The sequence below is a fragment of the Rathayibacter sp. VKM Ac-2927 genome (assembly GCF_022815525.1).
In the GTDB taxonomy this organism is placed as follows: Bacteria; Actinomycetota; Actinomycetes; order Actinomycetales; family Microbacteriaceae; genus Rathayibacter; species Rathayibacter festucae.
Genome location: NZ_JALGRT010000001.1, coordinates 140,104 through 154,990, shown reverse-complemented (window position 1 = coordinate 154,990; position 14,887 = coordinate 140,104). Strand labels below are relative to the sequence as shown.

Sequence of the window (14,887 nt, the reverse complement as noted above, 5' to 3'; positions counted from 1 at the left end):
AACGCTAGCGTGTGAACCATGGCACCGGATCCGAGCCCCACCCTGGCCGAGCTCAGCGAGGGCGAGGTCCTCGCGCGGATCCTGCCGAGGCTCGGCGGCGGTGCCGAGACGCTGGTCGGGCCGGGCGACGACTCCGCGGTGCTGCGGGCGCGGGACGGCCGCTTCGTGGTCACGACCGACATGATGGTGCACGGCCCGGACTTCCGGCTCGCCTGGTCCTCGCCCTTCGATCTCGGCTGGAAGGCCGCCGCCTCCAACCTCTCCGACGTCGCCGCGATGGGCGCCCGCCCGACCGCGCTGGTGGTCGCCATCGCGGCACCGCAGCGGCTCGGGGTCGACGTGCTCGAGGGGATCGCGGACGGTCTCGCCGCGGGCTGCGCGGCGATGGCTCCCGGCTGCGGCGTGGTCGGCGGCGACCTCTCCGCGTCCTCGACGCTGACCCTGGCGATCACGGCCTTCGGCTCGCTCGACGGCCGGCCGCCGGTGCTGAGGAGCGGCGCGCGCCCGGGTGACGTGATCGCGACCGCCGGGCCTCTCGGCGTCTCCGGGCTCGGCCTCCGGCTGCTCTTCGAGCGTGCCCGGACGGCCGGCGAGCCCGACGCGGCCCTCGCCCGCGCGCTGCGGGCGGAGCATCCCGAGGTGCTCGACGCGCAGCTGCGGCCGACGCCGCCGATCGCGGCCGGCATCGCGGCGGGCGGCGTCGCCACGGCGATGATGGACGTCTCCGACGGCGTCGTCCTCGACGCGCGGCGGCTGGCCCGGGCGAGCGGGGTCGTGCTCGATCTCGATCCTGACGCCGTCGACGCCCACGCCGCCCCGCTGACCGCCGTGAAGGGGATCGACGCGGCACTGGCCCGCGCGCTCGTGCTCGGCGGCGGCGAGGACCACGCGATGCTCGCCTGCTTCCCGCCCGGCACGGCGCTGCCGCGGGGGTTCACCGCCCTGGGCACGGTGCGCGAGGGCGCGGCGGAGGTGCGGCTCGGCGGAGTCGCGCTGGACGAGCGCGGCGGCTGGGACCCCTACCTGGGCTGGGACGGCGCCGCGGGCTGATCCGCGGCGGCGGGCGGCTCGGCTACTCGCCCGCCGCCGGCGACGCCCACCAGATCGTCGTCTCGCCGTAGTCCTTCCGCCGGTCGCGCTCGAGCCCCGCGGGCCAGCGCGGCTCCGGGCTGCGCGAGCTCCGCTCGACGACGACGACGGAGTGCTCGGCGAGCAGCGGGAGGACACCGGCGAGGTCGGCGGCCAGCTCGTCTTCGGGGAGGTCGTAGGGCGGGTCGAGGAAGACCGTGTCGGCGTTGACCGCGGGGGAGCCGTCGAGGAACGAGCGGACGGAGGCGATCACGACCTCGATCCGGGGCTTCGGGCGCTTGTTCGAGGCCGCGGCCGTCGCGATCGCGCGGGCGTTCTCGCCGGCGGTCTTCGCGGCCCTCGGGTCGCGCTCCACCAGCAGCACGGACGCGGCGCCGCGACTGGCCGATTCGAGGCCGAGCGCACCGGAGCCCGCGTAGAGGTCGATGACCGTCGCGCCGTCGAGGGCGTCGCGCGCCTCGAGCGCCGAGAAGATCGCCTCGCGCACCCGGTCGCTCGTGGGTCGCGTGCCGGCGCGGGGGACCCGCAGGGTGAGCGATCCGGCGAAGCCGGCGATGATCCTGGTCACCGTTCCGAGCATAGGACTCGCGCCGAGGGCTGGGAGCCCCCCGGAAGCCTGAGCCGTTTTCCGGTTCGCACTGCGAGAATCACCAGTTATGACGTCCCTCGATGAGACCCGCTCCGCAGTCGGCACGGCATCGGACCGCGGTGCGGCTCCCGGGTCGGCGATGACCCGCGAGGAGTTCAGCGCCCACTGCGCCGCGATCCTGAAGAACCTGTGCAGCGTGATCGACGGCAAGGACGCCGAGGTCTCGATGGCCCTGACCGTGTTCCTGGCGGGCGGCCACCTGCTGATGGAGGACGTCCCCGGCACCGGCAAGACCGTGCTGGCGAAGTCGCTGGCGGCCTCCGTGGGCGGCACCGTCGCGCGGATCCAGTTCACCCCGGACCTCCTGCCCTCCGACGTCACCGGCGTCTCGGTCTTCAACCAGGCCACCCGCGACTTCGAGTTCAAGCCCGGCCCGGTGTTCGCGAACGTGGTGATCGGCGACGAGATCAACCGCGCCTCGCCCAAGACCCAGTCGGCGCTGCTGGAGTGCATGGAGGAGCGCCAGGTCTCGGTCGACGGCGTGACGCACATCCTGCCGCGGCCGTTCGCCGTGGTGGCGACGCAGAACCCCGTCGAGATGGAGGGCACCTACAGCCTCCCCGAGGCGCAGCGCGACCGCTTCATGGCGCGGCTCTCGCTCGGCTACCCCGACGAGCGCGCCGAGCTCGAGATGATCCGCACCCGTGACGCCGCGAGCCCGCTGGAGGAGCTGCGCCAGGTCGTCGGCCACGACCAGCTCGCCCGGATGATGGACTACGTCCAGTCGATCTACGTCGCCCCGCCTGTGCAGGAGTACGTGGTGGCGATCATGCAGGCGACCCGCATCGATCCCGAGCTGCGCCTCGGCGGCAGTCCGCGCGCGACCCTGCAGCTGATCGCCGCGGCCAAGGCGCTCGCCGCGATCAACGACCGCGACTTCGTCGTCCCGGACGACATCGACGTGCTCGCGGTGCCGGTGCTCGGCCACCGGCTCCTGCCCGCCACCCGGCTCCCCGGCCGCTCCGGCACCGGCGCCTCGCACTCCGTCACCGAGATCGTCCAGCGCATCGTCGCCGCCACCCCCGTCCCGTTCAGCGGCCGTGCCGACTGAGCCGCGCGGTCCCCGGTCCGGCGCGCCCCTGTCTCGCGAGCCCGAGCGGCGCGGAGCGGAGCGCCGGACGCGGCGCGTCGGCGCGCTCCCGGCCGTCCGCGGGGTCGCGCTCACCCTGCGCGGCGGGGCGCTGGTCGTGCTCGGCGTGCTCGGGATCGTCGTCGCGCCGATCATCGAGTTCCGCGAGCTGCTCTTCGTCGGGATCGTCCTCCTCGGCCTGCCCGTCGCCGCCGTCCTCGCGCTGCTCGCCGTGACGCCCGTGCTGCAGGTGCAGCGGCGCTTCGCCCCGCAGGTCGTCGCGGTCGGCGACGTGGTCGACGTCGACGTCGTCCTCGACAACCGCGGCGCGGCGCTGCGGGCCGGTGCCCGGGCGGAGGACCGGCTCGACCGGGTCGAGCGCGGTCTCGTCTCCGGACGCACCGTCGCCCGCGGCGCGTTCACCCTGCCGGCGGTCGCACAGCGGGGCAGCGGCTCGAGCCGGGTCCGCGCGCGCTACCGCCTCCCCGCGGGACGGCGCGGCATCCACCGCATCGGCCCGCTGCGGCTCCTCCGCGGCGACCTCTTCGGCCTGGCGGTCCGCGAGACGATCGCGGGCGCGGCGCAGCCCTTCGTGGTCACTCCGCGGGCCGTCCCGCTGCAGAGCGACGTGCTCGACGCCCACGGCGCCGGCGGCTCCAGCCCGGTCGCCCACGCGACCGCCGGGGCCGGGACCGACGACGTGATCCCGCGCGACTACCGCCCCGGCGACGCCATGCGCCGCGTGCACTGGCGGGCCAGCGCCCGCTCCGGCGAGCTCAAGGTCCGCCAGGACGAGCAGAACACCGACCCGCACGCCTGGATCCTGCTGGAGACGCGCGCCGCCCGCATCCTCGACGAGCGCGGCGGCGACGAGCGCCTCGAGTGGGCGGTCTCGATGACCGCCTCGCTCGCGGTGCACCTGCTCGAGCGCGGCTTCGAGACGCACCTGATCGAGACCGGCGCGCCCGACCAGGCCGTCCGCTCCGAGGACGAGCGCGAGGCAGCGCACGACGTGCTGCTGCGCCTGGCCGAGCTCGCCCCCGCCGCCGAGTCCGTCGAGGCGGTCGGCCGCATCGCGGCCGAGATGCGCGACGCCGGCGGCAGCCGCCCGGTCTTCGCCGTCCTCTCCCGGCTGCACGAGGAGGACCTGGCGGCGCTCGCCTCCCTCACCGCCCACGCCCGCCCGGCCGTCGCCTTCCTCGTCGGCGGCACGCCCGAGGAGGAGGCAGCGCTGGCCTCCCTCGGCTGGTACCCCGTCCCGGTCACCCCGCGCACCGCCGTCGAGGAGGCGTGGGCGCAGGCCCTCGCGCTCCGGGTGGTCGCGTGAGCCGCCGCGGGCGCGACGCCCGCTCGGGCTCGGTCCTGCTCTCCGTCCTGCTCTGGCTCTCGCTCGTCACCGCGTCCTCCGGCATCGGCCGCCTGCTCGAGGGGATCGGCTGGCTCGTCCAGCTGGCCGTCGCGGTCGGCGTCGTCCTCGCCGTCCCGGCCGCCGCGCGCGCCGTCCGCGCTCACCCGGTCGTCCCGCCGATCCTCGGCACCCTGGCCGCCGTCGGCGTGCTCACCGCGATGTTCGTGCCCGGACGGGCGCTGCTCTTCCTCGTCCCGACGCCGGGAGCGATCGCCGACGCGCAGACACTCGCCCAGGCCGGCTTCACCTCGATCGCCGAGCAGGGCCTGCCGGCGGTCGCCGACAACGGCATCGCCTTCCTCCTCGTCGGCGGTGTCGTCGTGCTGGCCTGGGCCGCCGACCTCTTCGCCTTCTCGGTGCGGCTGCCCGCGCTCGCCGGTCTCTTCCCCGCCACCCTGCTGGCGGTGCCGGCCGTCATCGACCCAGCCGACGTCTCCTGGCCGAGCCTGCTGCTCACGGCGCTGGTCTATCTCGGGATCCTCGCGGTCAGCGCCCGTCCCGAGCGCCGCGCGCCGCGCGGGGGCTCGCTCGGCGCTGCCGTGCCGTCGATCGCGATGGCCGGGGTCGTCGTGATCGCCGCCGGGCTCGTCGCCGGCTCCGCGGGCGGCTTCACCCGCGTCTCCACGCCGTCCGGGGTCTCGGGCACGCTCTTCAACGGCTCCATCGACCCGGTCGTCGCCCTCGGCGCCGATCTCCGCCGCCCCAACCCGGTGACCGTGCTGCGCTACTCGACCGACTCCGACCTCCCGGTCTACCTCCGGGTGCTCACCGTCTCGGACTTCGAGGGCGAGGACTGGGCGCCGAGCGACACCGAGGAGACCGCGGACATCGCCGCTCCCATCGCTCCCGCCGGTCTCGGCGAGGCCGTTCCGCGCGAGACCGAGGAGGTCGACGTCTCGGTCGAGACCCTCCGCAGCCGCTGGCTGCCGGTGCCCTACCCGGTCTCCGAGCTCAGCGGGGTCGGCGACGGCTGGCTGCAGGACGTGCAGGACGGCTCGATCCGCGGCGACGCGACCACCCGCGCGGGCGACGAGTACCAGGTGCAGGCGCTGCGCCTCGAGCCCGATCCCCAGCAGCTCCTCGACGCGCCCGTGCCCACCGGGTTCGAGCGCTACCTCTCGCTCCCGGAGGACGTGCCGGAGATCGTCCGCAGCACGGCGACGGAGGTCACGGCGGACGAGGTCACCGCCTACGACCGGGCCCGCGCGCTGCAGACCTTCTTCCGCTCGTCCGAGTTCCGCTACTCCGAGGACACCCCCGCCGAGGAGGGCTACGACGGCGACGGCGTCGGCGTGCTCGCCTCCTTCCTCGAGGTCCGCGAGGGCTACTGCGTGCACTTCGCGTCGGCGATGGCCGTGATGGCGCGGGAGCTGGGGATCCCCTCCCGGCTCGCCATCGGCTACCAGCCCGGCTCGGTCGTGCCCTCGCCGGGCACCGAGCTGACCAGCTACCGCGTGCAGTCGTCCGACCTGCACGCCTGGCCGGAGCTGTACTTCGAGGGCGTCGGCTGGCTGCCGTTCGAGCCGACGCCGAGCCGCGGGGCCCCGGCCTCGTACACGCTGCCGAGTGCGACGACCTCCGCCCCGTCGACGACCCCCGGGGCCGCAGCGAGTGCTGCGCCCGGCGCGGAGCCCGGCGAGACGGCGACGCCGACTCCCACCGCGTCGACCGCGACGGCGACGCCCGGGGCCCTCGGCGGCTCCACGGCGTCCACCGCCCCGGTCGTCACGCTCTGGTCGCTGCTGGTCCTGCTGCTGCTCGTGCCCTGGCTCCTGCGCGTCGTCCAGCGCGCCGTCCGCCGGCGCCGGGCGGCCGACGGCTCTCTCGAGCCGGCCTGGGCCGAGCTGGTGGCGAGCGCGCGCGACCTCGGTGTCCCGGTCGAGGACGGCGAGTCGCCGCGAGCCCAGGAGGCTCTGATCGCCGATGCCCTCGGCGAGGACGAGGGCGCCCGCTCGGCGCTGCGGGAGCTCCGGCAGGGGGTCGAGCGCGTCCGCTACGCGCCGGTGCTCGCGGAGCAGTCCGCAGGCTGGCGCGCGGCGACGACGGTGGTCGCCGGACTGCGCTCCTCCGTCGGCCCCGGCCGCCGCCTGAGCGCGGCCGTCGCGCCGCGATCGGTCCTCCCGGGCCTCGCGCGGGCCCGGCGTCCGAGGTCCGACCTATGATCGTCGGGTGATCCCGGACCCCCTCGACGCCTCGCTCGCGCCGCTGATCGGCCCGCGCACGGCCAAGCCGATCGAGAAGGCGTTCGGCTACCGCACGGTCGGCGAGCTCCTCGGCCACTACCCGCGCCGCTACGCCAAGCGCGGCGAGCTGACCGACGTGTCGCGGCTGCCGGTGGGCGAGAACGTGACGATCGTCGCCGAGGTCCGCGAGGTGCGCTCCCGCGAGATGAAGAACCGTCGCGGGGGACTGCTCGAGGTGATCATCTCGGACGGCACCGGCACCCTCTCGCTGACGTTCTTCGGCCAGCCCTGGCGCGCCGCGCAGCTGCGCCGGGGCGTGCGCGGCATCTTCGCCGGGACCGTGTCGATGTTCCGCGAGACGAAGCAGCTCACCCACCCCGACTACCGGCTCTTCGACGACGAGGAGGTCACGGCGCACGGCCCGATCGCGAAGTCGGCGCTCACGAAGGACTGGACCGAGCGGCCGATCCCGATCTACCCCGCGACCAGCACGATCGCGAGCTGGCAGCTGCAGGCGGCGATCGACGTGGTGCTCGACGACCTGAAGTACGTGCAGGACCCGATCCCCGCCGAGGTGCGCGCGAACCGCAAGCTGCTCGACCTCGGCGCCGCGCTCGAGCTGATCCACCGGCCGCAGCGCGAGGGCGAGGAGATCCCGGCGCGCGACACCCTGCGCTTCCATGAGGCGTTCCTGCTGCAGCTGGCCCTGCTCGAGCGGCGGGCGGCGGCGCGCTCGACCCCGGGCACTCGGCGGGTCGCCGAACCCGGCGGTCTGCTCGAGCGCTTCGACGCCGCGCTGCCGTTCACGCTGACCGACGACCAGAGGACGGTCGGCCGGGAGATCGCCGGCGACCTCGCGGCCGAGTCGCCGATGTCGCGGCTCGTGCAGGGCGAGGTCGGCTCGGGCAAGACCCTGGTCGCGCTGCGGGCCATGCTCGCGACGGCCGAGAGCGGCGGGCAGTCCGCGCTGCTCGCACCCACCGAGGTCCTCGCCGGTCAGCACCTGCGCTCAATCGTGCGCACCCTCGGGCCCGAGCTGGCGGCGGAGCTCTCGCCGACCCTCCTGACCGGCGGCCTCGGCGCCGCGGCCCGGCGCGCTGCCCTGCTGCGGATCGTCTCGGGAACCGCGAGGATCGTGGTCGGCACGCACGCCCTGCTCGGTGACAAGGTCTCGTTCTACGACCTCGGCCTGGTGGTGATCGACGAGCAGCACCGCTTCGGCGTCGACCAGCGCGACGCGCTGCGGCGGAAGGGGGCGCAGCCGCCGCACGTGCTCGTGCTGACCGCGACGCCCATCCCACGGACGGTCGCGATGACCGTCTTCGGCGACCTGGACGTCTCGACGATCCGCGAGCTGCCGGCCGGCCGACCGGGCATCACCAGCCACGTGGTGCCGCTGGCCGATCACCCCGCCTGGATCGCCCGGGCCTGGGAGCGGGCCGAGGAGGAGATCCGCAAGGGCCACCAGGTCTACCTCGTCTGTCCGGCGATCGAGCCGGGGGAGGCGGCGGAGGGTCCGCTCGCCGGCGAGGACGAGCCCGCGGCCACCCCGCTGTCGACGGTGTCGGAGACGATCGAGGGCGTCCGCGGGCACGCCCTGCTCGGGAAGCGGCGCTCGGCCGCCCTGCACGGCCGGATGACGGCGGAGGAGAAGGACGCCGTCATGCGGGCCTTCGCGGCCGGCGAGATCGACGTCCTCGTCTCGACGACGGTCATCGAGGTCGGCGTCGACGTGCCGAACGCGTCGATGATGATCGTCCTGGACGCGGAGCGGTTCGGCGTCTCGCAGCTGCACCAGCTGCGCGGCCGGATCGGGCGCGGCGGGGTGCCCGGCGTCTGCCTCTTCGTCACCGCGGCCGAAGCCGGGACGACCGCGCGCGAGCGGGTCGAGACCGTCGCGGCGACCCTCGACGGCTTCGAGCTGGCCGAGGCCGACCTCGAGCTGCGCCGCGAGGGCGATGTGCTGGGCGATTCGCAGTCCGGCGGGCGCTCCTCCCTGCGCCTGCTGCGCGTCGTGCAGGACTCCTGGCTCATCCTCGAGGCCCGGGTGCTGGCCGAGCGGCTGCTCGAGACCGATCCGGTGCTCGCCACGCACGACCGCCTGCGCGCCGCGCTCGAGCGGCGCGTGCAGGAGCGCGACCGCGAGTTCCTCGGCAAGAGCTGACCCCCGACGGGGTGGTCGGGGCCGGCCGGCCCGCCGGGGCGCCCGATACGCTGGGGGCATGGCCCGCATCGCCGTCGTCCCCGGCTCGTTCGACCCCGTCACCCTCGGGCATCTCGACGTCATCGAGCGCGCCGCGCGCCTCGTCGACGAGCTGCACGTCGTCGTCGTGCACAACCCGTCCAAGACCGCGCTGCTGCCGATCGCGCAGCGCGTGGCGCTGATCGAGCAGTCGATCGCCGAGGCCGGCATCGAGGGGTCGATCGTCGTCGCCTCCTGGAGCATGGGCCTGCTCGTCGACTACTGCACCGACGTCGGCGCGAGCATCCTGGTGAAGGGCATCCGCTCGCAGGTCGACGTGGCCTACGAGACGCCGATGGCGATCGTGAACCGGAATCTCGCGCACGTCGAGACCGTCTTCCTCCTGCCGGACCCCGCGCACGCCCACGTCTCCTCCTCGCTGGTGCGCCAGGTGTCGGGACTGGGCGGCGACGTCTCGCCCTACGTGCCGCCGGCCGTCGCGGCGTACCTCGCCTCCTGACCGCCCGCTCGCACGGTCCGGGCCCGGGCCGCAAGCGCCCCGGGGGCGTGCGCTCCGCGTCTCCGGCGCCTGGGACAATGGCGGGATGAGTGCGATGCGCGTGGCGGCCTGGGTCCTCGAGGGCATCCCCGAGGTGGTCCCGGGGGACGACCTGCTCGAGCTGATCCTCGCGGCGGTCGCGGCCGCTCCCGAAACCGACCGTCCCGTCGACGGCGACGTCCTCGTGGTGACCAGCAAGGTGGTCTCGAAGGCCGAGGGCCGGGTCGTCGCGGCCGACGACCGCGAGGACGCCATCACCGCCGAGACGGTCCGCGTCGTCGCCACCCGCGCGCACGCGCACGGCGTCACCCGGATCGTGGAGAACCGCCTCGGCATCGTCCAGGCCGCGGCGGGGGTCGACTCCAGCAACGTCGCGGAGGGCACCGTCCTGCTGCTGCCCGAGGATCCGGACGCCTCGGCCCGCGCGCTCTGCGCCGGTCTGCGCGAGCGGCTCGGTGCGCGCGTCGGCGTCGTCGTGAGCGACACGCTCGGCCGTGCCTGGCGGGTCGGCCAGACCGACGCCGCGATCGGCGCGGCCGGCCTGCTGGTGATCGACGACCTGCGCGGCGCCGTCGACGCGCTCGGCCGGACGCTCGCGGTGACCATGCCCGCGGTCGCCGACGAGATCGCTGCGCTCGGCGACCTGGTGAAGGGCAAGGCGACCGGGCACCCCGTCGCCGTCGTCCGCGGCCTAGACCGCTTCGTCAGCGGCCTCGATGCACCGGGCGCCCGCACGCTGACCCGCACCGGTCCGGACGACATGTTCCGCGTCGGCGCCGACGAGGCGCACGCGGAGGGCTACGCCGAGGGCCACGCGGCGGGGCTCGCGGCAGCGGCCGGGCGGGTGGCGTCGTGAGCGGCGCCTGGACCGCCGTCGTCGTCTACCGGGGCCGCGGCACCTCCAAGACCCGCCTCGAGCTCGTGGCGCGCTCCGCCCTCGCCGAGGCGTTCCTCCTCGACACCCTGGCCGCGGTCGGCGCGGCGGAGTCCGTGGGCGCCGTCGTCCTCGTCACCTCCGACATGTCCGCGGCGGAGCGGGCCGCGCTCGAGCACCCCGGACTGCACGTCGTCGGCGATCCCGGGCAGCTAAATCCCGCCGTCGCTGCGGGCATCGCGGCGGCGCAGGACCACCGCCCCGGCTCGCCGGTGATCGCGCTGACCGCCGACCTGCCCGCGCTCACCGCCGCGGATCTCGACGCCGCGCTCGCCGCCGCCGGCGACGACCCGGCGATGGTCGGCGACCGCGCCGGCAGCGGCACGACCGCGCTGCTCCTGCCCGGCGGGACCGGCCCGGAGCCGGCCTTCGGTCTCGACTCGCGGGAGAAGCACGTCGCTGCCGGCTACCGCGTGCTCGGCCTGCCCGAGTCCTCGACGCTGCGGCTGGACGTCGACACCGTCGACGACCTGCGCCACGCCGAGTCGGTCGGGGTCGGCGCGTGGACCGCGCGAGAGCTCTCCGACGCGGCCTGAGCGCTCGGGACACGTCAGTCGGCGAGCAGTCCCTCCTCGAGGGCCGAGGTCAGTGCACGGTCCACGGTGAGCGGCTCTCCGTCCACCGAGCGGATCGGCACGGCGCGCCGGGTGCTCGACACCAGCCAGGCCGCGTCGGCACCGGCCAGCGCCGCGACGGGCAGGTCCCGCCGCGCGGAGGAGAGGCCGCGCCTCTCGCCGATCGCCAGCACTCTCGCCACCGTCGTCCCGTCGAGGATCCCGGCGCCGGCGGCGGGCGTCACGAGCACCCCGTCCGCGAGCAGGACGAGACTCGAGGTCGCGCCCTCGAGCAGGAGGCCGTCGCTCGTGCGCCAGACCACGTCGTCCGCGCCCCGCCGCTTCGCCTCGCGCAGTGCGGCGCGGGTGACGGCGCCGGAGGTCGTCTTGACGCCGCCCAGCAGCCAGGGCGCCTCGTCCTGAACCCCGTACGGGTAGCCGCGGTCGAGCACGGCGACGGCGACGCCCCGGGCGCGCAGCTCCGAGGAGTCGGCGGTCGGCTCCGCACGGACCGTGGCCCGCGCCGTCGTGGCGTCCCGGTAGCCCGCGACCAGCCGGATGCTGAGTTCCTCGACCGCGTCGTGCTCGGCGACCGCGAGGGCGATCGCGGCGGACCACGCCGCCGCGGACGGGATCTCGAGCCCGACGGCCGCGGCGGAGGCCGCGAGGCGTGCCAGGTGCTCCTCCTGCCCGCGGGCTCGGCCACGGATCACGGCCAGCGTCTCGAAGACGCCGTCGCCGCGCAGGTAGCCCGGCTCGTCGACGCGGACGAGGCCGGCCCCGGCTTCGCGGAGCAGGGGAGTGCCGGAGTCGTCGATCTCGACGAGGACGGGGGAGGTCATCTCCCCATCCTGGACCGCCGGGCGGCTCGGCGTGCTCCTCAGCGGGTGGTCAGACCGCGCGCCACGTCCTCGGCCGTGAGCAGCTCGCGCAGCGGCTCCGCGCGCGCTCCGGCCGCGCCGAGGACGTCGACGGCGGCGAGGGCGTCGAGGTCGAGACCCGTCGGCCCGGCCAGGCTCGACACCGCGACCTGGAAGGTCCGGTAGGCGCCGAGCGGGGCGAGGCCCTCGCGGTCCTCGCCGTCGACGATCCGGCGCACCAGCGCGGTCTGGTCGAGCAGGTACGCGCTCGCCGCGAGGGTGGTGCCGTCGGGGCTCCAGGCCGCGATCTTCCAGAACCGCAGCGGGATGCCGATGCCGCGGTAGACCGGGTCGCCCTCGGCCAGCACCGGCCCGGTGAAGACGTCGATCCGGGCGCGGTTCGCCTCCGCGTACTCGAGGACGAGGTCCTCGAGGCCGAGCCACAGCTCCTTGGACTGGTTGAAGCCGCTGGCCTGCGGCGCCGCGTTCGTGTAACAGAAGCTGTCGACGTTGCCGGCGCGCGCCTCGGCCGGCTCGCCCCAGACGGGGTCGCGGCGGCGGACGAGGTGGCCGCGGTCGAAGTCGTTCCGCGCGTACACCTCCGGCCCGGTCTGCTCGCTCGCGGGCACGCGCTCGTCGAGGTGCCAGTCGTCGCCGCGGCCGAGGTCGAGCAGCCGCGCCCCGTCGATGTTCACCGCGGTCGAGAGCGCGAGCCGGCGCTCCGGGGCGAGGAGCACCTCGAAGTGCGTGTACGGCAGCTGCCGCACCACGCGGGCGCCGGAGGGACGGGGTGCCGTGAGCGGGGCGCCGAGGAAGCCGGGATCGAAGCCGCTCACTGGTCGACCTCCGCCGTCGGGGTGACGGTGGGCGTCGCGGTCGGCAGCGGCGTCGGAGTCACGGTCGGCTCCGCGGTGGGCTCGGCCGTCGCGGTCGGAGCCGTGGTCGCCGTGGGAGCGGGCGCCTGCGTCGCGGGAGCGGGCACCAGGGCGCCGTTGCTCACCAGCAGCGTGATGCTGGAGTAGCGGGCGATCGTCGTCCCGGCGCCCGGGTCGGTGCCGGCGACGGTTCCGGCGGGCGTCGCGGCGTCGACGGTGGCGCCCTCCTCGACGTCGAAGCCGAGGTCCTCGAGCACCTCCGTCGCGTCGTCGACGGACTGCCCGGCGACGTTCGGCACGGCGATCTGCCGGCCGTTCAGCAGTGCGCTGCTCGGCTCGGCGAAGTCGTCTCCGCCGTACTTCTCGTCGGCGGCCGTCATCACCCTGTTCCAGATGTAGTGGCGGATGTTCGACGCGTAGGGCCGCGACTCCAGGTCCGAGTTCGGGAAGCGCACCTCGCGCATCGAGACGTGGCCGTCGATGTTGCCGACCCAGACGACGGTCGCGACGCGAGAGCTCGCGCCGTCGATCCAGGTGGATTCGGCGTTGTCGGTGGTTCCGGTCTTGCCGATGTGCTCGATCCCGTCATCGGGATCCGACTGGGCGGCCGTACCGGACGTGACGACGCGCTGGAGCGCGTAGTTCGCCACGGCGGTCAGCTCGGGCGAGAGTGCCTGGTTGCAGGTCGACGTCGGCGGCTGCACGCCGACTCCGGTCGCATCCGTGATGGAGTCGATCGCGATGGCCGAGCAGGCGGAGCCGTTGTTGGCGAATCCGGCGAAGGCGGTGACCATCGAGATCGGCGAGATCAGGGTGTCGGAGCCGAGGATCGAGGACGGCTTGTAGTCGATCACGCCGCCGTCCGCCGCCTTCACTCCGAAGGCGACCGCCTGGTCGCGGATCGCGCAGAGATCGAGCTGCTGCGCCATGGAGACGAAGACGGTGTTGATCGAGCGCATCGTGCCCTCGAGGACGCTGTAGGTGCCGTTCTCGTTGTCGTCGTTGCCGACCGCGGGATAGGAGAGGTCCTCGCCGCCGTTCGGGTCGCAGCTCGCCGTGAAACCGGAGAAGCCGCGCTCGCGGCCGTTCACCGTCTCATAGAGCGTGTGCCCGTTGGCGAGCCACTGCGCGAGGGTGAAGACCTTGTAGGTCGACCCCACCTGGAAGCCGGCGGAACCGCCGTAGGCCGTGTCGGTGTTGAAGTTGATCGCCGAGAAGTTCGCTCCGTTCACGGAGCCGGCGGCGTCGTAGTCCTTGTTCTGCACCATCGCCAGGACGCGGCCCGTGCCCACCTCCATCGAGACGGTCGAGCTGCCGATGTTGACGTCGTTCGTGGGCACCTTCGGCACCGCGGCGTTCGTGGCCGCCGTCGCGACGTCCTGGAGCTCGCGGTCGAGCGTCGTGTAGATCTTGTAGCCGCCGCGCTGGAAGTTGGCGAAGCGGGTGTTCTCGTCGTCGCCGAAGGCGGGGTCGTTCTGGATCACCCGGGTCACGTAGTCGCAGAAGAAGGCGGCGTTGCCGGCCTGCTGGCAGCCCGTGGGCGTCTCCTTGATCGCCGGGACGACCTCCTCGGCCACCGCCGCGTCGTGGTCGGCCTGGGAGATCTTCCCCTCCTCGAGCATCCGGTCCAGGACGTAGTCGCGCCGGACCTTGTTCTCCGGGATGTTCTCCGGCTGGTCGATGCGGAGGCCGTTGGGGTTGTTCACCGTCGCGATCAGGCTGGCGGCCTGAGCGAGCGAGAGCGTCGCCGCGGTGCTGGAGAAGTAGTACTCGGCCGCGGCCTGGATCCCGTAGACCTGCCCGCCGAAGCCGGCGATGTTGAGGTAGCCCAGCAGGATGTCGTCCTTGCTGTACTTCTTCTCGAGGTCGACGGCGAGCTTCATCTCCTTGAGCTTGCGCGCCGGCGTCGTGGCGGTCGCCTCGTCGTAGGCGGCCTGCGAGGCGGCGGCGTCGGTGTCGCTGAGCGCCTCGGCCTTCTGCACGAGGACGTTCTTGACGTACTGCTGCGTGATCGAGGACCCGCCCTGCAGATCGCCGCCGACCACGTTGCTCAGCACCGCGCGGATCGTGCCCTGCAGGTCGACGCCGCCGTGCTCGTAGAAGCGCGGGTCCTCGGTCGAGACGGCCGCGTCCTTCACGAACTGGCTGACCTGGTCGAAGGCCACCTCCTCGCGGTTCTGCGCGTAGAAGGACGCGAGGAGACCGTCGGTCCCGTCGGCGTTCTTCGCGTAGATCTCCGTCTTCTGCGCCAGCTGGCCCAGCTCGAGGTACTCGGGCACGGTCTCGAAGAGGCCGATCGGGTTGTTGGCGGCGAGCCCGGTGACGGCGAGGGCGGGAGTGACGCCGACGGTGATCAGCAGCCCTCCGGCCAGGCTCGCTCCGACGACACCGAGGACGCGGGCGAGCACGCCGCTGCGGGCGGTTCCTTGCGCAGACATGGCTACGAGAGTAGGCGACGAGTCTGTACCGGCGGTGCCGCGCTGCGCCGCGTCGGCTCGGAGTACGGTGAGCGGATGAGCCGGCAG

At 74.4% G+C, this 14,887-nt stretch carries 12 protein-coding genes; 8 read left to right on the top strand and 4 right to left on the bottom strand.

The window, feature by feature from the left end; translation table 11 throughout:
* Positions 1-18 precede the first annotated feature (18 nt).
* Positions 19-1,050: a thiamine-phosphate kinase gene (gene thiL / locus MT353_RS00760; protein ID WP_243623361.1), complete on the top strand. Its 1,032-nt coding sequence runs from the start codon at positions 19-21 to the stop codon at positions 1,048-1,050.
* A gap of 22 nt (positions 1,051-1,072) precedes the next feature.
* On the opposite strand, the gene MT353_RS00755 is transcribed toward thiL, so the two are convergent.
* Positions 1,073-1,657, bottom strand: coding sequence for an RsmD family RNA methyltransferase (locus MT353_RS00755; RefSeq protein ID WP_243623360.1), 585 nt, complete (start codon positions 1,655-1,657; stop codon positions 1,073-1,075).
* 88 nt (positions 1,658-1,745) lie between these two features.
* Here MT353_RS00755 and MT353_RS00750 point away from each other — a divergent pair, with 88 nt between their 5' ends.
* The 7 genes from MT353_RS00750 (at position 1,746) to cofC (ending at position 10,609) form a co-directional block, all read left to right on the top strand.
* Positions 1,746-2,789 (top strand): AAA family ATPase, encoded by a 1,044-nt coding sequence (locus tag MT353_RS00750; RefSeq protein ID WP_374204676.1) that lies wholly within the window; start codon positions 1,746-1,748, stop codon positions 2,787-2,789.
* Positions 2,779-4,134, top strand: a complete 1,356-nt coding sequence (locus MT353_RS21815; protein WP_243623358.1) for a DUF58 domain-containing protein — start codon at positions 2,779-2,781, stop codon at positions 4,132-4,134. The genes MT353_RS00750 and MT353_RS21815 overlap by 11 nt, the downstream gene beginning before the upstream one ends.
* Entirely contained in the window at positions 4,131-6,377 is a 2,247-nt protein-coding gene (locus MT353_RS00740) for a DUF3488 and transglutaminase-like domain-containing protein (protein ID WP_243623357.1), read from the top strand. Before MT353_RS21815 ends, MT353_RS00740 begins: the two co-directional genes overlap by 4 nt.
* Positions 6,378-6,384: 7 nt before the next feature.
* Complete coding sequence (locus tag MT353_RS00735) at positions 6,385-8,562, top strand: ATP-dependent DNA helicase RecG (RefSeq protein WP_243599014.1); 2,178 nt, start codon at positions 6,385-6,387, stop codon at positions 8,560-8,562.
* A 58-nt stretch (positions 8,563-8,620) separates the two neighbouring features.
* Positions 8,621-9,100: a pantetheine-phosphate adenylyltransferase gene (gene coaD / locus MT353_RS00730; RefSeq protein ID WP_123445577.1), complete on the top strand. Its 480-nt coding sequence runs from the start codon at positions 8,621-8,623 to the stop codon at positions 9,098-9,100.
* Positions 9,101-9,194: 94 nt separating this feature from the next.
* The gene (cofE, locus tag MT353_RS00725) at positions 9,195-9,995 is read left to right on the top strand and encodes a coenzyme F420-0:L-glutamate ligase (RefSeq protein WP_123735415.1); all 801 of its coding nucleotides are present in this window, start codon (positions 9,195-9,197) and stop codon (positions 9,993-9,995) included.
* The gene (gene cofC, locus MT353_RS00720) at positions 9,992-10,609 is read left to right on the top strand and encodes a 2-phospho-L-lactate guanylyltransferase (RefSeq protein ID WP_243599015.1); all 618 of its coding nucleotides are present in this window, start codon (positions 9,992-9,994) and stop codon (positions 10,607-10,609) included. Before cofE ends, cofC begins: the two co-directional genes overlap by 4 nt.
* A 14-nt stretch (positions 10,610-10,623) precedes the next feature.
* Here the strand turns inward: cofC and MT353_RS00715 are convergent, their stop codons facing one another.
* The 3 genes from MT353_RS00715 to MT353_RS00705 are packed head-to-tail and all read right to left on the bottom strand — an operon-like array spanning position 10,624 to position 14,800.
* Positions 10,624-11,469, bottom strand: coding sequence for an aminotransferase class IV (locus MT353_RS00715; protein WP_243623354.1), 846 nt, complete (start codon positions 11,467-11,469; stop codon positions 10,624-10,626).
* A 38-nt stretch (positions 11,470-11,507) separates the two neighbouring features.
* The gene (locus MT353_RS00710) at positions 11,508-12,323 is read right to left on the bottom strand and encodes a DNA/RNA non-specific endonuclease (protein ID WP_243623353.1); all 816 of its coding nucleotides are present in this window, start codon (positions 12,321-12,323) and stop codon (positions 11,508-11,510) included.
* Positions 12,320-14,800, bottom strand: a complete 2,481-nt coding sequence (locus tag MT353_RS00705) for a transglycosylase domain-containing protein (RefSeq protein ID WP_243623352.1) — start codon at positions 14,798-14,800, stop codon at positions 12,320-12,322. Before MT353_RS00705 ends, MT353_RS00710 begins: the two co-directional genes overlap by 4 nt.
* Between the last annotated feature and the right edge of the window lie 87 nt (positions 14,801-14,887).

Excerpts from the sequence above, each read along its gene's own strand:
- thiL (WP_243623361.1), top strand. The coding sequence starts at position 19 with ATGGCACCGGATCCGAGCCCCACCCTGGCCGAGCTCAGCGAGGGCGAG.
- MT353_RS00750 (WP_374204676.1), top strand. The coding sequence starts at position 1,746 with ATGACGTCCCTCGATGAGACCCGCTCCGCAGTCGGCACGGCATCGGAC.
- coaD (WP_123445577.1), top strand. The coding sequence starts at position 8,621 with ATGGCCCGCATCGCCGTCGTCCCCGGCTCGTTCGACCCCGTCACCCTC.
- cofE (WP_123735415.1), top strand. The coding sequence starts at position 9,195 with ATGCGCGTGGCGGCCTGGGTCCTCGAGGGCATCCCCGAGGTGGTCCCG.
- MT353_RS00715 (WP_243623354.1), bottom strand. The coding sequence starts at position 11,469 with ATGACCTCCCCCGTCCTCGTCGAGATCGACGACTCCGGCACTCCCCTG.
- MT353_RS00705 (WP_243623352.1), bottom strand. The coding sequence starts at position 14,800 with ATGTCTGCGCAAGGAACCGCCCGCAGCGGCGTGCTCGCCCGCGTCCTC.